This window comes from Spirillospora sp. CA-108201 (assembly GCF_050936235.1).
Taxonomy (GTDB): Bacteria; Actinomycetota; Actinomycetes; order Streptosporangiales; family Streptosporangiaceae; genus Spirillospora.
In genome coordinates this window covers 4,283,327-4,303,128 of sequence record NZ_JBNJNE010000001.1, presented here as the reverse complement: position 1 = coordinate 4,303,128, position 19,802 = coordinate 4,283,327, and the positions used below count along the sequence as shown (strand labels likewise).

The 19,802-nt window shown below is 71.0% G+C and carries 14 protein-coding genes; 2 read left to right on the top strand and 12 right to left on the bottom strand.

The features are described from left to right. Positions 1-125 precede the first annotated feature (125 nt). From ACQEU6_RS20890 to ACQEU6_RS20875, 4 genes are all read right to left on the bottom strand, one after another. On the bottom strand, positions 126-791 hold the full coding sequence (locus tag ACQEU6_RS20890) for a hypothetical protein (RefSeq protein ID WP_499334174.1): 666 nt from the start codon (positions 789-791) through the stop codon (positions 126-128). 200 nt (positions 792-991) lie between these two features. Beyond that, positions 992-2,332 (bottom strand): hypothetical protein, encoded by a 1,341-nt coding sequence (locus ACQEU6_RS20885; RefSeq protein WP_499334172.1) that lies wholly within the window; start codon positions 2,330-2,332, stop codon positions 992-994. A gap of 157 nt (positions 2,333-2,489) precedes the next feature. Further along, positions 2,490-3,926 (bottom strand): CAP domain-containing protein, encoded by a 1,437-nt coding sequence (locus ACQEU6_RS20880; protein ID WP_499334170.1) that lies wholly within the window; start codon positions 3,924-3,926, stop codon positions 2,490-2,492. Between the two features lie 184 nt (positions 3,927-4,110). Next, on the bottom strand, positions 4,111-4,932 hold the full coding sequence (locus ACQEU6_RS20875; RefSeq protein WP_499334169.1) for a trehalose-phosphatase: 822 nt from the start codon (positions 4,930-4,932) through the stop codon (positions 4,111-4,113). A 357-nt stretch (positions 4,933-5,289) separates the two neighbouring features. On the opposite strand from ACQEU6_RS20875, the gene ACQEU6_RS20870 reads away from it, so the two are divergent. Continuing rightward, the gene (locus tag ACQEU6_RS20870) at positions 5,290-6,936 is read left to right on the top strand and encodes a hypothetical protein (RefSeq protein WP_499334167.1); all 1,647 of its coding nucleotides are present in this window, start codon (positions 5,290-5,292) and stop codon (positions 6,934-6,936) included. Between the two features lie 757 nt (positions 6,937-7,693). On the opposite strand, the gene ACQEU6_RS20865 is transcribed toward ACQEU6_RS20870, so the two are convergent. After that, entirely contained in the window at positions 7,694-9,616 is a 1,923-nt protein-coding gene (locus ACQEU6_RS20865; RefSeq protein WP_499334165.1) for a glycoside hydrolase family 15 protein, read from the bottom strand. Positions 9,617-10,217: 601 nt separating this feature from the next. Between ACQEU6_RS20865 and ACQEU6_RS20860 the strand changes: the two genes are divergently transcribed. Beyond that, positions 10,218-11,513, top strand: a complete 1,296-nt coding sequence (locus ACQEU6_RS20860; RefSeq protein WP_499334163.1) for a DMT family transporter — start codon at positions 10,218-10,220, stop codon at positions 11,511-11,513. Positions 11,514-11,737: 224 nt separating this feature from the next. On the opposite strand, the gene ACQEU6_RS20855 is transcribed toward ACQEU6_RS20860, so the two are convergent. From ACQEU6_RS20855 to ACQEU6_RS20825, 7 genes are read right to left on the bottom strand one after another with little or no spacing between them, the layout of a single operon-like run. Then, on the bottom strand, positions 11,738-12,772 hold the full coding sequence (locus ACQEU6_RS20855; RefSeq protein WP_499334161.1) for an ABC transporter ATP-binding protein: 1,035 nt from the start codon (positions 12,770-12,772) through the stop codon (positions 11,738-11,740). Between the two features lie 2 nt (positions 12,773-12,774). After that, positions 12,775-13,539, bottom strand: a complete 765-nt coding sequence (locus ACQEU6_RS20850; RefSeq protein ID WP_499334160.1) for an ABC transporter ATP-binding protein — start codon at positions 13,537-13,539, stop codon at positions 12,775-12,777. Beyond that, entirely contained in the window at positions 13,536-14,429 is an 894-nt protein-coding gene (locus ACQEU6_RS20845) for an ABC transporter permease (protein ID WP_499334159.1), read from the bottom strand. The genes ACQEU6_RS20850 and ACQEU6_RS20845 overlap by 4 nt, the downstream gene beginning before the upstream one ends. Next, positions 14,426-15,442 carry an ABC transporter permease gene (locus tag ACQEU6_RS20840; protein ID WP_499334158.1) on the bottom strand — a complete coding sequence of 339 codons (1,017 nt, stop codon included), beginning with the start codon at positions 15,440-15,442 and terminating at the stop codon, positions 14,426-14,428. Before ACQEU6_RS20840 ends, ACQEU6_RS20845 begins: the two co-directional genes overlap by 4 nt. 1 nt (position 15,443) lies before the next feature. After that, on the bottom strand, positions 15,444-17,030 hold the full coding sequence (locus ACQEU6_RS20835; RefSeq protein WP_499334157.1) for an ABC transporter substrate-binding protein: 1,587 nt from the start codon (positions 17,028-17,030) through the stop codon (positions 15,444-15,446). A gap of 50 nt (positions 17,031-17,080) precedes the next feature. Next, positions 17,081-18,655, bottom strand: coding sequence for a hydantoinase/oxoprolinase N-terminal domain-containing protein (locus ACQEU6_RS20830; RefSeq protein WP_499334156.1), 1,575 nt, complete (start codon positions 18,653-18,655; stop codon positions 17,081-17,083). Next, complete coding sequence (locus tag ACQEU6_RS20825) at positions 18,648-19,709, bottom strand: S-methyl thiohydantoin desulfurase family protein (protein ID WP_499334155.1); 1,062 nt, start codon at positions 19,707-19,709, stop codon at positions 18,648-18,650. The genes ACQEU6_RS20830 and ACQEU6_RS20825 overlap by 8 nt, the downstream gene beginning before the upstream one ends. Positions 19,710-19,802 lie beyond the last annotated feature (93 nt).

The window sequence follows — 19,802 nt, the reverse complement described above, 5'->3', positions numbered from 1 at the left end:
GCGGGCGCCGTGAATCCTCAGGTGAACGACGTGAAGTCGTGAGGCGGGGCCGGAGAAACGAAGATGGCGGGGAGGATGGCTCCTCCCCGCCTGGGTTCGTTGGGTGCGCCTCGCAGCGCGTTCGGTCAGTTCTTCGCCGTGGAGATCACGTCGAGCGTGAGCAGCGCGGCGACGAACAGGGTGACCCCCGCGATGACGCAGGGGACAGCGAAGTACCAGGCCAGGGCCGTGAACAGGGACATGAGGAACAGGGCCACCAGGCTGATGACGACGACGAGCATGCTCGCGAGCACCATGCCCTGCACGTAGTGGCAGGAGGCGCCGTTCTTCGTCTTCTTCCGCATGGACTGGAACGCCCTCTCGGCCAGGACGTAGAGGCCGATGGCCGTTCCGAAGAGGAAGAGGCCGCCCAGCGCGTCGAAGCCCTGGTTCTCCGCCGACCTGGCCAGGATCAGGTAGAGGCTCAGGTCGATGGTGAAGAGCGCCATCAGGGTGCCGGTGATGGCGCAGATCGCGAACTGGATGATCTCCCTGCGGAACACCGTCCAACTCGCGGCGAGTCCGGCCCGTCGGACGCCCGCCGTCTTGCGGAACCACGGGCAGCGCAGGGCCATCAGGAAGAACACGGCGGTGATGTCGAGCGCGGCCGTGAACATTCCGGTGAAGTTGTTCGTGCTTCCCTTGGCCAGCGCCGCCGAGACGCCGAAGGCGGTCGCGAGGACGATGAGCCAGCTGAGCGGGGTGAACAGGACTGCGGCGTTGCGAGTCCTGCAGGAACGGGTTGCAGACATGTTCGTCTCCCTATGTGGGTTGTGGCGGGATCTTCCGGTCCCGAGGACTCGGTAGGCAGTGACGACCGTGCGAAGCGGAGGGGAAACGGCAACCGCGGCGCCGGGGAAGGCGATACGCGCGGACACGCAAAAGTGCCCCGGTGGGGGCGGCGCGAAGCCGCCCCCACCGGGGCACCGGGATCAAGCTCACTCCGATGCGGTCACCGCACGAAGTAGAGCTCCTCGAACAGGTCGCCGCTCGGCACCCGCTTGCCCCCGGAGGGGTCGTCGGGGTCGAGAACGACCAGGTGACTGGCGTCTCCCCGGAACAGGCCGAAGGGACCGCACGGTCCCGACGACCCGCCGAGGATCTTGCCCAGCGGTCCGATCCCCGCCATCCGAGCGGTTCCGCCCGGGTGGTGCTGCGCGAAGCGCTCGGCCAGGCCGAGCATGCGCCGCGCGGCGCCCGCATCGTCGACCACGATGACCGGGCCGTCGCTGCCGTACCTCAGCAGCTTGACGACGTCGGTCGCGTTGACGAGCCCGGCGAGGCCGTCCAGACGGGGAAGGTCCTCCAGTGCGAACCGCCACTCGGCGGCGAGTTCGCGGCTGACCCTCTCCTGGACGTGCGAGTACAGGACGAACTTCCAGAGCCCGTCCCTCTCGCGCAGCTCGTCGTGGAGGTCGGACACCATCGGCTTCTCACCCCGGGCGACGGCTGCTTCGAGCCGGTTCCCGACGTAGTGAAGCGCGTCGCAGGCGAGCACCGTCACACGGTCCCCGTCCTCGCCCAGCATCCGGTCGAGGATCCGGGTGAACTGCCGCAAGAGGAGAGTGCGGTCTCGCCCCGTCCTCTCGAACCAGATGGCGCACTGTTCGGGTGAGACGAGGTTCTCTTGCAGCGCGGGGAGCAGCGGAAGCCAGTGCTCCTCGGCGGGGACGCGGAACAGGACTCGCACCTTGGGCCCGTCGCCGGGCAGGGCGCGAACCAGCTTCGCCACACTGCCGGCGAGGAGCCAGATCGACTCCTGCGTCCCGAGACGGTGGCCCCTGGCTCCGAAGCTGATGGACGAGACGGGCTCGTTCATCCTGCTCAGGAACCGTTCGGAGGCCAGCAGGTCCAGCGGGAACTCGGCCTTCTCCGTCCGTGCGACCGGACGGCGCCTGCCGCGCAGGTTGCCGGCGCCCACGAGGAGCGTGATGACCTCGGGGGCGGGGCCCCCGAACGCGTGGTCCAGGTCGCCTCCGATCCACCAGTGGTCCGTCTCCTCGCCGTTGCGGTACCCCGCGTAGGCGAGACCGTCCGGACCGGTGGCGGTGTCGATGACGGCCTCCTGCTTGGCGAACATGCCGTGCAGGTCGAGTCCGTCCACGACGGCCTGCAGCCGAAGGCACGCCTCTTGCGAGGCGCCCCGCAGCGGCCGGCGCGGTCCGCCGACCTCGCGCCGCAGGCCGGCGAGGTTCTTGCCCGCCGGCATCTCCACCGGCCGGAGGACCTGCGGAAGCTCGGGCATCCGCTGGCCCTGGGACTCCGCGAGGAGCCGCCTGATCGGGTATGACATACGTCAACCCTCCCTATTTCGGTTGTTGTCGCTCGCCCGCACGCTTCATGCGGACGGCCCGGTCCGAGGACCGGGCAAGGGTGACCGTGCCGTGTTCGTGGCGACCGGCAACGCCGTCAGGCCGTTGGACCGTTACCGGGATGGAGATGCGATGCGCTTACACGGAGCCGAAGAGCTGCGTCCAGTAGGTGCCCACCTTGCCGCCGCCCTGGAAGCCGACCCCGATGTGGGTGAAGTCGGGCTTGAGGATGTTGGCGCGGTGCCCGGGACTGTCCATCCAGCCCTGGACGACCTCGGCGGGGGAGCGCTGGCCGCAGGCGATGTTCTCGCCGATGCCGAGGTGCGTGGAGCCTGCGGCGCGGGCGCGGTCCCAGGGCTGCGTCCCCTCCGGGGAGGTGTGGGAGTAGAAGCGGCGGGCGACCATGTCCGCGCTGTAGGCCTGGGCGGCGGCGGTCAGGTGCGCGTCGTCGGCGAGCGGCCGGAGCCCGTGGGCGGCGCGGTGTGCGTTGGTGAGCGAGACGACCTCCGCGGCGAAGCGCGACAGGCCCGCCGGGGTGAACGGCGTCGCCCACAGGATCGTCCAGTAGAGGTCGCGGTCGCGGCCCCTCCCGGCCGCGTGGCCGATGCCGACGTCGCAGAACTCCCCGTTGCGCAGGGCGTCCACCGGCTGCCCGCCGTCCAGGTGGTAGCGGGTGAACTCCTCCAGCGAGCGCGGGCCGGACACGAACTGCTCGTCGACGGTCAGGTAGACGTAGCCGTGCATGGCGACCTGGTCGAAGACCGACGTGCCGTCCGGTCCTTCGGCGTCGAGCCGGCGCTCCGCGGCCATGACGGCGGCGTGCGCCTGCGCGGCCGCGGTGAGCCGGCCGTCCAGGTTGACGGGCGGAAGCCCGTTCCGGGCCCGCCGGGAGGCGACCTCGTGTGCGAAGGGGTTCAGATGCCGGACGGAGACCGGCGGCAGGGCGGGCCGGGAGACGGCGGGCGGAGGCGGGGGAGGCGGAGGTGGTGGCGGCGTGGCCGGCCGCCGGAGTGGCGCGGCCGGGGGCGGGGGCGGCATGGCCGGAGGCCGGGGTGGCATGGCCGGGGGCGGGGGAGGAGGCGGTGCCTGGGAGCCGTCGTCGGTGACGTCGACGCCGAAGTCGCGGGCGAGCCCGGCCAGGCCGTCGGCGTACCCCTGGCCGATGGCGCGCAGCTTCCAAAGGTCGCCGCGCCGGTAGATCTCCACGAGCAGCAGGACCGTCTCCGTCGCCGGGCGCGGCGGGTTGAACCGGGCCACGACCGCGCCGTTGCTCCCGACGGCCCGTAGCGCGGGGGCGGGCAGGCGGCTCAGCGGCGTCCCGGGTTCGGCGGCGCTGATGACCACGGTGACCCGGCTGGCCCCGGCCCGCAGCCGCGGCGGATCCACCATGACGGCCCCGGCCCCGAGCTGGGCGCCCGGAGCGGAGGGCTGGTTGAAGAACACGAAGTCCTGGTCGCCGCTCACCTTCCGGTCGTCCCCGGTGATCAACGCGGACAGGTCGAACGGCCCCGGCACCTCGATCGAGACGACCCCGCCGGGCAGCGCGAGATTCCCCCCGGCAACCAGCTCCCGCATCGCACACCCCTGTCCTCACCGCGCCGACCGGACACGGGCGCTCACCAAGGACCGTACGAGGCCGCCCCACGCCGTCAACAGAGGTGGGGAGGGGAGTCGGCGGCCCCCACGAAGTGTGGCCCCTGGATCGCTCCAGGGGCCACGGGGGGTGGTCGCGCCGCAGTCAGCGACTACGGCACGGCGGTCACCGCGTGATGTTGCACAGCCTGAGCAGCATCGTGAGCGTCCCCAGGGGGCCGTGCACGAGCAGGTCGGACCGCGCCTTCACGGCGGCGTTGTCGGACGTGCCCACCTTGAGGGTGCGCACGCCCTTGGTCCTCAACGAGTCGAGGACGTCGAAGGCCGCCAGGTCCGGCTCGCTGTCGCCCGCGTAGAGGACCACCGAGGGGGTCCACGGGAGGGCGGCGACGAACCAGGCGAGGGCTTCCCTCTTGTTGACCTTCGGGCCGAGCTCGATCACGTTGTGACCGGGCAGGCACACCAGGCCGGTGTCGTCGGCCAGGTCCGTGAGGCCGGCGACGAGCCCGGCGACGATCTCCGGGTCCGTGCCGACGTCGTAGTGGACGGCGCGGAAGTGGGACTTCACGCCCTCGATGCTCGCGTCGGCCAGGCCGGCCCTCGTGAGCACCTCGGACAGCTTCGCGTCGACCACGGACAGCGTGGCCGGGCGCTCGACCGGCTGGGTGAGCCGGCCGTGGTGGTACCACTCGCACCCGAACTGGCCGAGCACGTGCAGGCCCTCGCCGAGGAGGCCGAGGCTCTGGACCTGCCCGACCGAACGTCCGGTGAGCATGCCCGTGGCGCCGGTCTGCGCGATGAGCCTGTCGAGCACCGGGCGGTACCGGCCGTCGACGCTCGGCATGGTCGGGAACTTGACGATGTCCCACATCGTCCCGTCCCCGTCCAGCATGACGACGGCCCGCTCGGGGTTCTCCGCGAAGGCCTCCCAGGCCTTCTTGCCCTCCTCCGTGACGAAGGTGAGCACGTGGTTGTTATCTGCGTGCATGAGCTGTTTGCTCCTTCTGCTTTGGTTTGTGGCGCCCTTGTAATGCGCGCCACCCGGGTGAGACCCGTTCCCTGCCGAGTCGGGGGTCTCGCTCAAGACCGTCCCTGACCAGCGCAGGGGCGCAACCCATCCCACGCCTGACCGGGCGGTGAGGCCAGGAGCCGCGCCCGGCCGCCCCGCGGGAGGCTCCGGTTCCGGTCCGCAAGGAGACACGCCGGGTTGCCGTCGCGGCCTGTTTCGGGACGGTTAACAGAGCCGACTCATCAGTCGGCTCGCCTCGACCCCTCAGGGGCAGGCGAGACATCAAAATCCACTCCGGTCTAGGGCCGGGTGGTACGCAACAAAGGAGGGACCTTCGTGTCCATCAACACTGCTGCGGTTGGTAGCAACCGCGGTGCCTCCCGCTGGTGGGGGGCGATCGCCGTGCTGGTGCCGAGCATCGTGTTGCTCGCCAGCATGTTCTCCCAGGGAGTGGGAGGCGCCCTCACCACGTCGGCCACGGTCGCACTGGCGAGCGCCGCCCTCATCGTCCTGGTCGGGTCGCCCATCCTGGGTGCCTACTCGGCCTGGGCGTACCGCAAGCACGGGCTCTCGATGCTCAGCATGGGGACCCGCGGAGAGGAGAGGACGAGGATCTTCGAGTCGCTGGGCGGCGGTTTCACCGTCGACGCGGCGATCCTGCGATGGGTCTTCGTCGTCGTGATCGGGATCACCAGCCTGGGCATCAACATCGGGATCGCCGAGGCCGATCGCAGCATCGGCACCGGGCCCCGTACCGCCATCATGACGCTGGGCACGCTCCTCGCGGGCGTCACGGTCTACGTGGTCAACCGCCACTGGAACCAGCTCGTCCTGAGGGTCGTCCTGCTCGGTGGCGTCGTGTTCGCCGTCGCGCTGTTCAGCAGCGGCGGGCACATCGAGGTCGGTGGCCTCGTGTGGGCGGCGGTCGTCGGTCTGCACATGTTCGCGGTGCAGAAGGCGCTGACCGCCTTCGGTACCAAGGCCTTCGACGCCGAGACCAACAAGGAGCTGAGCCAGCGCTACCGGGACATCGGCATGACGCTGGCGAACGGCATCACGTTCTTCCTGATCCTGGCCTACGCCGGGTGGAAGGACGCCCTGCCCACCCCCGACAAGTTCGAGGGCGCGCCGCTGCCGCTGTGGATCCTGTACCTGGCGATCCCGGCGACGGTCATGGTCCTCCCCGTGCTGGGGATGAACTGGGCGCGCAACCGGCTGGACGAGGGCGGTCAGGCGATGCTGACCTCGACGGCCCCCGTGTGGGGTGCCCTCGCGGCGCTCATGCTGGCCTCCTTCGGCTGGGTCAACCCCCCGACGCTCGACTCCGCTCAGTGGGTCGGCATCGGTGTGGTCGTCCTCGCCGCACTCGGGGCGGGGCTCGACGCCTCGGCCCGTACCAAGTGGGAGACCATGCTGCGCCAGAAGAACGCCGAGCTGGGGATCGCCTGGCGCGAGACCGAGACGGCGAACACCGAGCGCGAGCGCGCGATCGGCGAGCGCGACCAGGCCAACCGCCTGGTCGAAGCGGCGAACAGCGCGCGTGACGCGGCGATCGGCAAGCTCAGCGGGGTGAACACCCAGCTGAGCGAGGCGAACGCCGAGTGCGAGCGGCTCCAGGCCGAACTCGACGCCAGGAACGCGGAGGCACAGCCCCCCGCGGCCAACGGCGCCAAGTCGGTCAAGTACATCGAGGCCACCGGGCTGGTCGGCACGTCGGACGGAGAGATCCGTCTCGGCTTCGCCGGCGGGCTCACCGTCGAGACCGGCGACGGCCTCGTGATCGAGGGCAAGGGCGTCCACGGAGCGACCGTCGGCAACGACGGGAGCTTCAGGGGCGACCACATGGCTCGCGGCTCCGTCACGTGCGGCGGTCGCGAGTTCCGGTTCCAGGACGGCGAGGCCGTGGAGGCCGACCCCGACGGGAACTACCGCATCGAGCGGGTGTCCTCCGGGAGCTCGATCGGCGCCCAGAGCGCCGAGTAGGGCTTCCACCCAGAATTCCGGCCTTAACCGGCACCGCGACTAGGCGGATGCGAGGTGAGGGCCGGCCAACCCTCCCTTCGCGTTCGGCGAATCACGGTGTCGGCCTCGGCAGATGCCGCGGTTCTCCCGAGTGTGGGGCGAGGGCCGGCCAACCCTCCTCCGCATCTCGGTGAACCGCAGCGTCGGCCTCGGCAGGCGTCACGGCGTAGTCGGGTGCGAGGTGAGGGCCGGCCAACCCTCCCTTCGCATCTGGCGAAACTGTGGCGTCCGCCTGGCGGGCACTTCGGTGCAGTCGGATGAGATGGAGGGTCGGCCGCCCTCCGTCGAATCCGACGAACCGTAAGTGTCCGAGCCGAGTGCGGCCCGGAACTCACGCGAGGGTCGGAGGCTGGCCGCCTCCGACCTCAGCACCGAGCGGAAGGGAGCGCCACTCCCATCCGCTTCTCGATGGTCGTCCGGGGGCAACCCCGGACGGCCATCACCTTTACGGCCGGTCCTTGCCAGACCGGCCGTTTCTCTTTCCCGGGCAGAACCGCTCACCCGGCTCGAACCGGCCGGGAAAAAGAACCGGCCCGCACCTTGAGGGGTACGGGCCGGTCTTTTAGCAACCGTCTCACCGACCGCGCCCCGAGGGGCGCGAGCCGGTTCGTCGCCGTTTTGTTCTGGTCGAGACCGGTCCGGGCCGTGAGGCCCGGACCGGTCCGACGGTTTCAGTTGGACCGGCCCGCCGGTGAAGGCGCGGACCGGTGTGACGGGCCTAGGCGGCCTGACCCTCGGTGCGGCGAGCGAGCGCCGCCACGAAGGTCGCGCGCTCCAGGTAGTAGTTGATCACTACCTGGTACACGTACGCCTGGTTCACGTTGCCCAGCCCACGGCCGTCGACCGTGCGCTCCTCGGGCGACATCCCCAGGTCGTTGAGACCGTCCAGGAGTTCCCGCATGATGGCGTCGGCACGCTCCAAGTCGCCGAGCCGCAGGAACACCTGCGCCACCTGGCCGGTGACGAAGACGAACTTCGCCTCCCTGTCGAGGGAGATCCCGTCGTTGAACACGTCCGTGTGGTACCGGACGTGCCCCTTGCCGACCCGGAGGCCCCGGACGGGGTTCGGGTCGTCGGCGGAGGTGTCGATCGCCTCCACCGTGGCGCGCACCAGCTCCCGGTCGCCGGAGTTCCGGAGGTCGAACACATCCGGGCACTCAAGGATGGCCAGGAGGATCGACGAGTCCAGGACCCGCAGGTCGGGAGCGGCCATGATGACGCCGTCCCAGACGCACTTGTCCAGGAGCCACTGCTTGACCTCGGCGGCCATCTCCTCGTACCGGCGGGCCAGGGCCACCATCCCCGCGATCCTGCAGATCTTGGCGATGGAGCACAGGGCCTGCGCGTTGAGGATCTGGGCCGAGGCCCAGACGACGAGGGCCTCGCCGTCCGTCGGGCGGACCTCCCAGACTCCGCAGCACGGCTGGAACCTGGCGGCCCCGGCCTGTTCGCCCAGAGCCTGAGCCTGCTCCAGGTCGACCGTTCCGTACTTGGCCAGACGCATGCGCGCCTTGGCCTCGTACGCGAGCGAGTCGATCTGCCTCTGGGATCCCGCGCCGTTGCCGTAGCGGAAGACGGAACCGCGGTAGCCCAGCTCGTCGACGATGTGCTCGCCGAGCAGGGCCACGTCCTCTCCCCTGACGCCGTACATGATCTTCGTCGAGGGACGAAGGTCGGGGAGGTTGTCGTACCACCGCACGAGGGCCGGGAGGACCTCACGGTCTCCCAGGTCGTCGAGGGTGAACACGGTGAGTCCGCCGTCGCGGAGCCAGTGGAACAGGTAGTCCCAGCAGCGGACCGCCATGCCGACCTCGTCCGGGTCGTCCTCCGGGAGGCTGCGCGAGGCAGCCGCGTAGAACGATCCGGCACGGTGGCCGAGTCCCCGCAGCAAGATGGCGCACCTCATCACGAGGGCCGCGTACTCGTCGTCGGGGATGTTGAGGGACTGGACCCAGCGGGCCCACCCCTCGTCGGACTCCTTGAGGAGGTGCTCGACCTCCTCGGTGTTCCGCGGTGAGGCGTGGCCGCTCCACCCCAGCCAGACCCAGGCGCTCTGCCCGGGCTCCAAGGCCATACCGCCCGTGATGGACGTCTGGTCCTCGGCGAGCTCGATCACCATGTTGGTGGCGAGGAACAGCTTCCTGCCCCCTACCTGCGCCACGAGCTCCAGGTAGTCGGGCCTGCGGCGTTCGACGGTCCAGCGGACCGGCTCCTCGCCCCGGTAGCCGTGGACCAGGTTGAGGTCCAGGCCGGCGTTGACGATGCCCCGCTCACACGTGAGCAGGCGCACCATCTGGCCGTGGTCGGAGGAGCTGGGGGAACCCACCATCGCCGCCCGTTCCCGGGCGGTTCCGGTCTTGTTCGCCCACGTCGACACCAGGGTGTGCGACATGTCCTCCAGCCTGCGGCTGGTCTGGAAGTCCTTGTCGTCCAGGCCGAGCCTGAGCGACGTCTTCCAGGGTGCGTCGTACAGGTCGTGGGCCACCGGCACGCCGTCGGCGTCCGGCAGGTTCCACGAAACGACGTTTCCCCGGCGGTCGAGGAGAGCGAGCTCGCCCAGACCGTTGGAGATGACGGCAACGTCGTCGATCGCGGGGGACCGCCATCGATGACACTGCTCGAGGGGACTCTGAACGTGCATGAGCCCTTTCCTCCTTGTGGGTTGAAACTTTCCACCCGCGGCTCCTAGAACCGCGGACGGGTCCGACTTCGCCGGACACTCTTAACAGTGCCGAAATATTCAGGAAACGCAAGTGCGGCGACTTGCAAGAGAGGTGAGATGTGTGAGTAGGCAATCCGTTGTGCAGTCAATAGCCAATACGGAAGTGTCACCTGATCGTGGCGTTCCGGCTGCTGGCGGATCCCGTTCGGGCGGGCGGCGCCATCCCTGAGTGCGATGGTCCGAGTACGGGATGTGATGGAAAACGGCGGGAGCCTCCGTGATTTCTTTCGGAAGGTATCCCGCCGTTTTCGTGTGCCCGTGCGTGGGTTTCGACGGCGCCGCCGCTGTCGAAAGAGGGCGCGCGTGCCCGCAGCCTAGCGCCGGGAAAGGTGTCCCAGGCGTTTCGTAAGGGCCTGTTCACCGGGCGGCAACCTGAAGGTCTCCGCAGCTGAGTCGGCATGCGCGAGGGTCGTCGTGCACGACCCGGCTCCACGGAGTCGTATCCGTTCATCGGTGCGACAAAGGGAGCCGGGTCGCTACCGGTTCTCTTTGTGCGCACCTCACACGAGGAGTTCCAGAAATGACAAACCAAAGTTCTGAACGCAGGCGCTACCCCTGGCTCGGGGTCGCGCTCGGAGGCGCGGACCGGTTCAGCTCCGCGTCCGGCAAGGCCCTCCTGGACAACCGGCTGATCGGCGCGAACGGTCTGCAGGTGCACCAGGCGACGGCGCTGGAGGCGACCTTCGGCGGTCTCCTGCTCCTGCTCCGCCTCGTCTTCTGGAAAGGCGGGGACGAGCCGACCACCGAGATGCCGGCGCGGTCCAGGCGGATCTGGTCCCTGCTGACGTTCGGGGTGATCGGGATCGACAAGGCGCTGCTGTTCGCGGCCCTGGCGATCATCCCCTTCAGCGTCGCCGGCGGGATCTACTACACCGTCCCGCTCCTCATCCCCGTCATCGCGGGGTTCAGGCACGGGAGCAGGGGGCGGGCCGCCCTCCTCACGCTCTTCGCGGCGGCCGCCGCGGTCGGCGTCGTCCTACTCGTCCAGCGGGACGGGCCGGCCTCGGGAAGCGGCTACCTGATCGGCGTGATCTGCGCCCTCGGCGCGGGCGTCCTGCGGACCCTGTACCTCCCCGTCACCGACCGCCTCATCCAGGGCGCGGGCCGGTTCTACACCGAGAAGGTGATCGCCTGGTCGACGCTGTCGGTCGGCCTGATCGCCGGCGGCATCGTCATGCTCACCGGGGGCTTCGCCTTCCTGAGCTGGCCCATCGTCCTGTGGGCGCTGCTGGTGGGGTTGCTGAACAACACGCTGCCCCGCATCATCCAGATGCCGGCGAGGGAGCTCGCGGGCGACGCCGTGTACGCGGTGTTCCTCACCGCGAGTCCGCTGATCGCCACGCTCGTCGGGCTGGCCTTCCTGGACACGCAACTGATCCCGATCCAGTGGGCCGGGGTCATCGTCATCACGGTGGCCGCGGCGGCGGTCGCGCAGATGAGCTTCAGCCTCAGGGACCGGAGCCACGCGCCGCTCATCGAGCTGTCGTCGGCCACACCCGAGGCCGTCCTGCAGCACGCTCTGGACGAGCGCGCCACCATCCTGGAGACGCTCGAAAGGCTGACCCAGGAGTACGGGGACTGCGAGAAGGCCGTTGCCAAGGCCGAACACAAGGTCGCCGAAGCCAGGCTCGCGAAGGCTCGCGCCGACGCGAAGAAGGCGACGGCGACCGCGGCGAAGACCCGGGCCGAGGCGGACCGGGCCACGGGTCAGGCGGAGGCCGCCGAGGCCCAGAAGGACGCCGCCGAGGCCGCGGTCAGGACGGCGGAGGAGGGGGTCCGTCTCGCTCAGGAGAAGGCCCCGGCCACGTCGTCCTAGTCACGGTCGCGGCGGGGGCACATCGCCCGCCCGACGGCGGGACGTGCACCGCTCTGAAGCGGAGCAGGGTGCGGGGATCGCCGTCCCCGCACCTCTGAACACAGTTCGGGGCCGGGCCGGCCAACCCGTGCCCCCCGAACCGTGGAACCGATGACAGCGTGACGCCGGCCAGCGTCACGTCTTCATATGACGGCGGGAGGATGCATCCTCCCGCCGTCCCTTTTTCACAGCTCGGCGCCGGACCGCGTGCCCTCGTCCTTGGCCGCGGCGGCCCCGTCGCTCTTGGCCGGGACGGCCGCGTCGTTCTTGGCCGGGACGGCCTCGTGGCAGGCGACGCTGTGTTCGACAGCAGCGGAACCGTGCCCGTCGGCGAGCGGCAGCAGCCGCGGATCCTCGGTGGCGCACCGGTCGACCGCGATCGGGCAGCGGTGCCGGAAGGGGCAGCCGTCCGCGGCGGCCAGCGCGTCCGAGGCGCCGGCGGTCCGCTGCGCCGCGCCCAGCCGGGGGACGGCGTCGCGCAGCGCGGCGGTGTACGGGTGCGCCGGGGCGCCGAGCACGGTGCCGATCGGGCCGGACTCCACGATCCGCCCGGCGAACAGGACGTGCACCGTGTCGCAGAGCCGGTCGACGATGGCCAGGTTGTGGGTGATCAGCAGGTAGCTCAGCCCGTGCTCGTCCCGCAGCCCCGCCAGCAGGTCCAGCACGTGGGCCTGCACGGTGACGTCCAGGGCGCTGGTCGGCTCGTCCAGGACGAGCAGCCGCGGGTCGACCGCCAGCGCCCGCGCGATGACGACGCGCTGCCGCTGCCCGCCCGACAGCTGGTGGGGACGGCGCCCGGCGAGGTCGGGATCGAGGCCGACGTCGGTGAGCAGCTCCGTCACCGACGGGAGGTCCCCGTCCTTCCCCGCGGGCTCGCCGCCGGCGCGGCGCCTCCGGACCCGCAGCGCCTCGGAGATCGAGGCGCCGATGCGCATCCGGGGGTCGAGGGCCTCGTTGCCGTCCTGGAACACCGGCTGGACCTGCGACCGGTACAGCGTCCGTCCCGGCCGGTCGAGCTTGGCGATGTCGCGGTCGCGGAACAGCACCCGGCCCTGCTCGGGCTTGACCAGCCCGAGCAGGGCCCGCGCGATGGTGGTCTTCCCCGAGCCGCTCTCCCCGATGACGGCGACCCCGCCGGAGTTCTCCGGCACCGTGAGGGAGACGCCGCGGACCACCGGGGTCCGGTCGTAGCTGACGGTGAGGTTGTCCGCGCTGAGCATGGTCACTCCCCGATCGCGGGGACCGCGTCGAGCAGTTCCCGGGTGTAGGCGGCGGAGGGGCTGTGCAGGACGTCGGAGGCCGGTCCCGCCTCGACCACACTGCCCTGCCGCATGACGACGACGTGGTCGGCGATGCCGGACACGACGGCCAGGTCGTGCGAGACGAAGACCAGGGCGATGCCGTGCTCGTCGCGCAGCCGGGCCAGCAGGTCCAGGACGGCGGCCTGCACGGTGACGTCCAGCGCGCTGGTGGGCTCGTCGGCGAGGATCACGTCGGCGCGCAGGGCGACGGCCATCGCGATGGCGAAGCGCTGCGCCTGGCCGCCGGACACCTGGTGCGGGTACCGGCGCAGCAGCCCGGGGTCGAGCAGGACGCTGCGCAGCGCCTCCTCGGTCCGCTCGCGGGCCTCGGCGCCGCGCAGCCCGTGCCGGGCGAGGACCCGTTTGAGCAGGGACCCGAGCCGCATCGTGGGGTTGAGGGACGCCTGCGGGCTCTGGCTGACCAGGGCGATGACCGAGCCGCGCATCTTCGACAGCGTCCGGTCGTCCGCCGTCACGACGTCCGTGCCGTTGACGACGATCTTCCCGCTGACCCGCAGCCCGTCGGTGAGCCCCAGCATCGCGTTCAGCGCGGTGGTCTTGCCCGAGCCGCTCTCGCCGACGATCGCGGCGCACTCGCCGGGGCCGACGCTCAGCTCGTCGAGCGAGGCCAGCAGCAGGTCGCCGGCCCGCACCCGCAGGTTCTCCGCAGTGAGCACCGCTTTCATCGGGTGACCTCCCGCCGGGGGTCGAGGGCGGCACGCAGGCCCTCGCCGAGCACGTTGAAGCAGAACGCCGTGATCACGATGGCCAGGCCGGGGAAGGCCACCACCCACCAGTTCGTGGTGAACAGGCTCTGCCCCTGCTGGACCATCAGCCCCCATTCCGCGGTGGGCTCCTGCGGCCCGAGGCCGAGGAAGGACAGCGCCGCCGCGGTGAGGATGACCCCGCCCGCGTCCAGGGACAGCTGGACCAGGACCGGGGTCAGCGAGTTGGGCAGGACGTGCCGCAGCACGATCCGCGTCCGGGACCCGCCGAGGCAGCGGGCCGCGTCGATGAAGCCGCGCGACCTGATGGACGTCGCGGCGACCGCGCTCATCCGGGCGTACCAGGGCCACCAGGAGGCGGTGATGGCGATGATCGCCCCCTGCGTCCCCGGGTGCAGCACGAGCGCCAGAGCGACCGACAGCAGCAGCGCCGGGAAGGCCAGGAACACGTCGGTGACCCGCATGATCACGTCCCGGACGATCCCGCCCGCGTAGCCGGCGACGACGCCGAGCAGCACGCCGATGACGGCGGACAGGGCGAGCACCGAGACAGCGATCGTCAGCGAGGTGCGCGCCCCGTAGAGCACCCGGGTGAGCATGTCGCGGCCGACGCCGTCCGTCCCGAACCAGTGCTCGGCGCCGGGCGCCCGCAGCGCCTGCGCCGGGTGGGTCGCGTCGGTCCCGTCGCCCGGGAAGGGCGACAGCAGCGGCGCCGCGAGCGCCGCGACCACGATCAGGGCGAGGACCACGGCGCCGACGGCGGCCAGCCGGTCGGTGCGGGCCGCCCGCATCACCCGGTGCACGGGCCGGTCCCGGAGGGGCGCGGCGGTGGGGGTGTCGAGAGCGGTCATCTGATCCTCACCCGCGGGTCGATGGCGGCCTGCGCGAGGTCCACCAGCAGGTTGACGACGACGTAGGTGAACGCGATCGCGATGGTGACGCCCGCGATGGCGGGGGCGTCGGACGAGCGGATCGAGTCGGCGGCGTACCGGCCGAGCCCCGGCCAGTTGAAGATGGCCTCCACCAGGAAGGCGTTCACCAGGGAGAAGGCGAAGACGAGCGCCAGCAGCGCCAGCACCGGGCTCAGCGCCGGCCGCAGCGAGAAGCGGGTCAGCACCTGCCAGCGGGTGAACCCGAGCGCCCGTTCCAGCCGCGCGTGGTTCTGCGTGGACTCCTCGATGAGCGCGGCGCGCGTCATCTGGGCGACGACGCCGGTCGGATACGCGGCGATCGCGGCGGCGGGCAGCACCAGGTGGGACAGGGTGCTGCCGAGGATCGCCCAGTTCCCGGTGATGAGCGCGTCCACCGCCGTGATGTTGGTGTAGAGGTGCAGCGGGCTGGTGCCGTCCAGCTTGGGATCGTATTCGCCCGCGACGGGCAGCCAGCCCAGCTTGGTGGCGAACACGTTCTGCGCGAAGAGCGCCAGCAGGAAGACCGGCACCGACACGCCCGCCATCGAGGTGATCCGGATGGATCCGTCGGCCGGCCGGCCCCGGAACCGGGCGGCGAGCACCCCGAGCGGGATGCCGACCAGCACCGCGATGATCACCCCGGTGCCGACCAGCTCCAGCGAGGCGGGGAAGGCGGTGGAGATGTCGCCGAGCACGTCCTGGCGGGTGTGCAGGCTGATTCCCCAGTCGCCCTGGACCAGGGAGGTGAGGTAGTCCCAGAGCTGGACGGGCAGCGTGTCGTCCAGGCCGAGCTCCGCGCGGGTCCGGGCGAGCTCCGCGGCGGAGGCCCGGGGCCCGGCGTACGTCACCGCCGGGTCCCCGGGGACCAGCCGCATCACCACGAAGGTGAGCACCACGACACCGGCCACGACGAACGCGGCCTGTGCCAGGCGTCGAAGCAGGTAGCGGGTCATATCACGCAGCCGGGGTGAGCTCGTGCGCGAACACGACGTTCGGATACGCCGGGTCGTCGGTGTAGCCGTCGACGTCCGCCGAGTACGCCCGCTGGTACTGCTGGACGAACAGCGGCGCGGCGACGGCCTGGTCGACCAGGAGCTTGCGCTGCAGCGACGCGTACGACGCCTCGGCCGCGGTCCGGTTCGTGGCGGTCAGCTCCGGCAGCTTGTCGATCTCACCGTCGACGGCGGAGTCGTCGAGGTAGGTGAGGTTGAAGTTGACCGGGTCGGCCGAGCGGAACAGGTTCAGGAACCAGCTGTAGGCGTCCGGGTAGTCCGGGTACCAGTACATGACGAAGAGGTCCTGGCGCTTCGACGCGTCCTTGCTCTTGGCACGGTCCCACTGGGCGTCCCACTGCATCGGCTTGGCCTGGAGCTTCACGTTGAGGCCCTTGAGGGCGGAGCTGAGCAGCGTCACGAACTTCTGCTGGTCGTCGTCGCCCTGCGCGTAGGTGAGGTCGAGCGTCAGCGACTTCTTGCCCGGACCGTACCCGGCCTCGTTCAGCAGCCGCGTCGCCTCCGCGGTGTTCTGGCGTCCGGCCAGGCCCGGGGTGGCCCCGGTCAGCCCGGTCGGGACGACGCCGCTGGCGGCGGTCCCCGAGCCCTTCAGCGTCGACACGAGGCCGTTGTAGTCGATCGCCGCCTGGACGGCCTTGCGGAGCTTGACGTCCTTCAGCGGACCGGCCTCGGTGTTGAAGAAGGCCATGAGGTTCTGGAACGACGGCACCGAGTCGGTCTTGAGGCTCTTCATCCCCTTCGCCTGGGCGAACAGCTGCGGGTTGAGCCGGTGCACGTAGGTGACGTCACCGGCCTGCAACTGCTGCCACGCGGTGGTGACCTGCGGGGTGTTGCGGAACTCGATGCTGGTGTAGTGGGAGCCCTTCCAGCCGCCCCAGTACTCCTTGTACTGGCCCAGCCGGACCTCGGCCTCCTGCCCCTTGTTCCAGGAGGCGACGGTGTAGGGGCCGGTGCCGGTGTCGTGGCCCTTGGCGACGTAGTCCTTCAGGTCGCCGCCGCCGGGCGCCTTCGTGTCGTAGATGTAGGAGGCGTATCCGGAGGACGAGACCAGGTCCAGTGGCGCCGCGTACTTCAGCTCGAACACCAGCGTCTGCGGGTCCGGCGTCTCGATCGACTTCACCGGGTCCCAGATGTAGGCGGCGCCGCCCTTCATCTTCATCGTCCGCTCGATCGCGGCCTTGGCGACGCTGGAGGTCAGCGCGGTGCCGGTGTGGAACTTCACGCCGTCCCGCAGGGTGAACGTCCACTTCTTGCCGCCGTCGGACGAGGCCCACTTGGTCGCGAGCCGCGGCTCGACCTTCTTCGACTCGGTGTCGTACCGGGTCAGCGACTCGTAGACGTTCTGCATCGCGATGATCTCGTTGGAGTACGAGGTCGCGGGATCCCAGTCGGTGACGACGTTGAGGTTGAACGAGTAGACGAACGCGCTGGACGAGGAGGCCGTCTTGCGGACGGCTCCGCCCGAGCAGCCGGTGACGGTCACGGCGACTGCCGCCGCGAGCGCCAGTGATCTTATGCGCCAGGACATGACGGGGATCTCCTTGCAGGGGGACCGGACAGGGGAGTTCGGGGGCCGGGCTAGAGGTTGCCGAGCGGGCCGGCGGCCTTCACCCGCAGCCGCAGCGCGGGTTCGGGCAGGTAACTCATCGGTACTTCGGTGATCTCCACGACCTCCACTCCAGCCGGATCGGCTCCGGCCTGCACGGCCCGGCGGCCGGCGACGCCGGACGCCTCGGCGATGGCCTCCCTGCGGCCCTCGCCTGCCGGGATGATGGTCTCAATGGTTCCGCTGACCATGGCGATCGCCGCGCCGACGGCGTTGGCGACGTCCCCGTGGGCGGGCCGGATCACCTCGGCGACGCCGGCCAGGGCGTCGGGGATCAGGAACGACCCGCCGCCCACCGCGATCAGCGGCTGGTCGGTCTTGCCGAGGGTCATCCGGTCGACCGCGTCGGCGAGCATCTGGTCGGCCGTCTCCACCGCCGAGCCGAGCACGCCGCGCAGCCGGTCCGGGATCGCCGCGCCGGCCGGCGCGCCGCGGCCGGCCAGGGCGCCCGCGTCGGTCATCGTGGGGATGTCGCCGCCGAAGGTCAGCGCCTTCTCGGTGATCCGGTAGCCGACCGACTGCGGCCCGACCGCCCCGTCCGGCCCGATGACGGTGCCGCCGCCGAGCGCGAGCGCGAGGATGTCGGGCATCCGGAAGTTGGTGCGCACCCCGCCGATCTCCACGCCCGCGGACGACTCCCGGGGGAAGCCGGCGTACAGCACGCCGAAGTCGGTCGAGGTGCCGCCCACGTCCGCGATGATCGCGTCGGTGAGGCCGGACAGGAACGCCGCGCCCCGGATGGAGTTGGCCGGGCCCGAGCCGATCGTCAGCACCGGGTACCGGACGGCGTAGTCGATCGCCATCAGGGTGCCGTCGTTCTGCGCGAAGTAGGTGGTGACGTCCAGGCCGCGCTCGGCGAGGGTGTGCTGGAGCCCGTCCCACACGGCGCTGATGACCCGGTAGAGGGCGGCGTTGAGGATCGTGGCGTTCTCGCGCTCCAGCAGCCCGAGCGTGCCGATCTCGTGGCTCATCGAGATGGGCACCGCGTCGCCGAGCTCGTCGCGGGCGATCTCCGCCGCCTCGATCTCCTGGTCGGCGAAGGCGGGGCTGAACACGCTCGTCAGCGCGATCGCGTCGACCTCGCCGGCGACCTCGGCGAGCACGGCGCGCAGCGCGCCGGGGTCGAGCTTGGAGATCGGCCTGCCGTCGACGTAGTGGCCGCCGGGGAGCACGGCGGTGCGCGCGGTGATCGCCGCCGACAGGTCCGCCGGCCAGGACTGCGCCGGGGGGACCGAGGTGGTGGCGGGCCCGCCGAGCCGGATGGCGGCCACCTTGCCGAGCCCGTGCCGCTCCAGGATCGCGTTGGTGGCGTGCGTGGTGCCGAGCATGACCCGGCCCACCCGCCGGACGTCGTCGCCGAGCTGGTCCAGCACCGCGGTCAGCGCCGCGTGCAGGCCCGAGGAGACGTCGGCGCTGGTCGCCTGCTTCGTCCTGGCCAGGACCTCGCCCTTGGCGCTGAGGACGACCGCGTCGGTGTTGGTGCCGCCGACGTCGACGCCGATGCGCAGGTCGCGGGCGACGGTGCCGCCGGACGTACGGTCAGCCATGGTTGAGCTCCTCCACGGGCGTGTAGTCGATGTCGTAGCCGAAGGCCCGCGGGCCGGCCGTGGCGAGACCGCGTTCGGTCCGCCAGATCGGGTCGCACGGCCAGGACAGCACCGCCACCCGCTGTCCGTAGCGCAGCGACTCGGTGGAGATGGCGCCGGCGGTCTGCGCGTCCACCACGGTGATCAGGTCGGGGACGCAGGCGCGCGCCCGGCCGTCCTCCAGCGCGATCAGGTTCTCGTTCTGGATCTCCACCCGGAGAAGCCGGCCGCGGTCGTCGCCCGTGCCGTCGACGACCAGGCTGCCGCGGACGAAGCCGCCGCCGGTGCGCCGCTCGACGTCGATGACCTTCCCGGTGATCAGGACGCTGGCGTCCAGCGTCGCGCACAGGGAGCCGAGCGGGTCGGCGCCCTCCTGCACGGCGTGGCCGATCGCGAGGGCCTTGCTCACCGTCCCCTCGATGACCGCGCCCCGCGCCTGCGCGCCGGTCAGCACGTAGTCGGCCATCAGCGCCGACGCCCCGCTGGCGATGCACACCGCGCGGGAGATGCGCTCCGACCACAGGCCGTCGATCGGGCGGACGGTGGTGACGTTGCCCTGCACGTCGGCCAGGACGACGAGGTTCACCGGCCGTCCCGCCACGTACATCGAGACCATCTGGACCTCGGGGAACGCCCGTCCCATGCCGTCGGCGTCGACCAGCGGCAGGCCGAGCCGCGCCGCCCAGCCGACCGGCCCGACGCCGTTCGACCCGCCGATCTCGCAGGCCATCACCGCGGCCACCGGGCGGCCGAGGATCCGCTCGACCTCGTCCCGGATGAGCAGCGGCTCCTCGCCGCTCATCAGCATCTCGTGGGCGACGGTGGGCGCTCCGATCCCCGACAGCGGAAGGACGAGGCTGTCGTCGGGCACCTCCGACAGCGGGATGAGCGGCACCTCGCCGTACTCGTCGATCGCCCGGACCGCGGTCAGCGTGCCCGTCTCGACGTCCCCGCCGCCCCCGGTTCCCAGGATCGCGCAGCCGCGGGCGAGCGCCGGAACGTCGTCGAGCGTCACGTGACCGGTCCTCGAAGGTGTCATCTGCATGCTGGAAGAATGGTCCCACCGTCTGACCTGGCGGAAGGGTGGAGGGCACAAGATTTCGCGAGT

Excerpts from the sequence above, each read along its gene's own strand:
- ACQEU6_RS20890 (WP_499334174.1), bottom strand. The coding sequence starts at position 791 with ATGTCTGCAACCCGTTCCTGCAGGACTCGCAACGCCGCAGTCCTGTTC.
- ACQEU6_RS20885 (WP_499334172.1), bottom strand. The coding sequence starts at position 2,332 with ATGTCATACCCGATCAGGCGGCTCCTCGCGGAGTCCCAGGGCCAGCGG.
- ACQEU6_RS20880 (WP_499334170.1), bottom strand. The coding sequence starts at position 3,926 with ATGCGGGAGCTGGTTGCCGGGGGGAATCTCGCGCTGCCCGGCGGGGTC.
- ACQEU6_RS20875 (WP_499334169.1), bottom strand. The coding sequence starts at position 4,932 with ATGCACGCAGATAACAACCACGTGCTCACCTTCGTCACGGAGGAGGGC.
- ACQEU6_RS20865 (WP_499334165.1), bottom strand. The coding sequence starts at position 9,616 with ATGCACGTTCAGAGTCCCCTCGAGCAGTGTCATCGATGGCGGTCCCCC.
- ACQEU6_RS20860 (WP_499334163.1), top strand. The coding sequence starts at position 10,218 with ATGACAAACCAAAGTTCTGAACGCAGGCGCTACCCCTGGCTCGGGGTC.
- ACQEU6_RS20855 (WP_499334161.1), bottom strand. The coding sequence starts at position 12,772 with ATGCTCAGCGCGGACAACCTCACCGTCAGCTACGACCGGACCCCGGTG.
- ACQEU6_RS20850 (WP_499334160.1), bottom strand. The coding sequence starts at position 13,539 with ATGAAAGCGGTGCTCACTGCGGAGAACCTGCGGGTGCGGGCCGGCGAC.
- ACQEU6_RS20845 (WP_499334159.1), bottom strand. The coding sequence starts at position 14,429 with ATGACCGCTCTCGACACCCCCACCGCCGCGCCCCTCCGGGACCGGCCC.
- ACQEU6_RS20840 (WP_499334158.1), bottom strand. The coding sequence starts at position 15,442 with ATGACCCGCTACCTGCTTCGACGCCTGGCACAGGCCGCGTTCGTCGTG.
- ACQEU6_RS20835 (WP_499334157.1), bottom strand. The coding sequence starts at position 17,030 with ATGTCCTGGCGCATAAGATCACTGGCGCTCGCGGCGGCAGTCGCCGTG.
- ACQEU6_RS20830 (WP_499334156.1), bottom strand. The coding sequence starts at position 18,655 with ATGGCTGACCGTACGTCCGGCGGCACCGTCGCCCGCGACCTGCGCATC.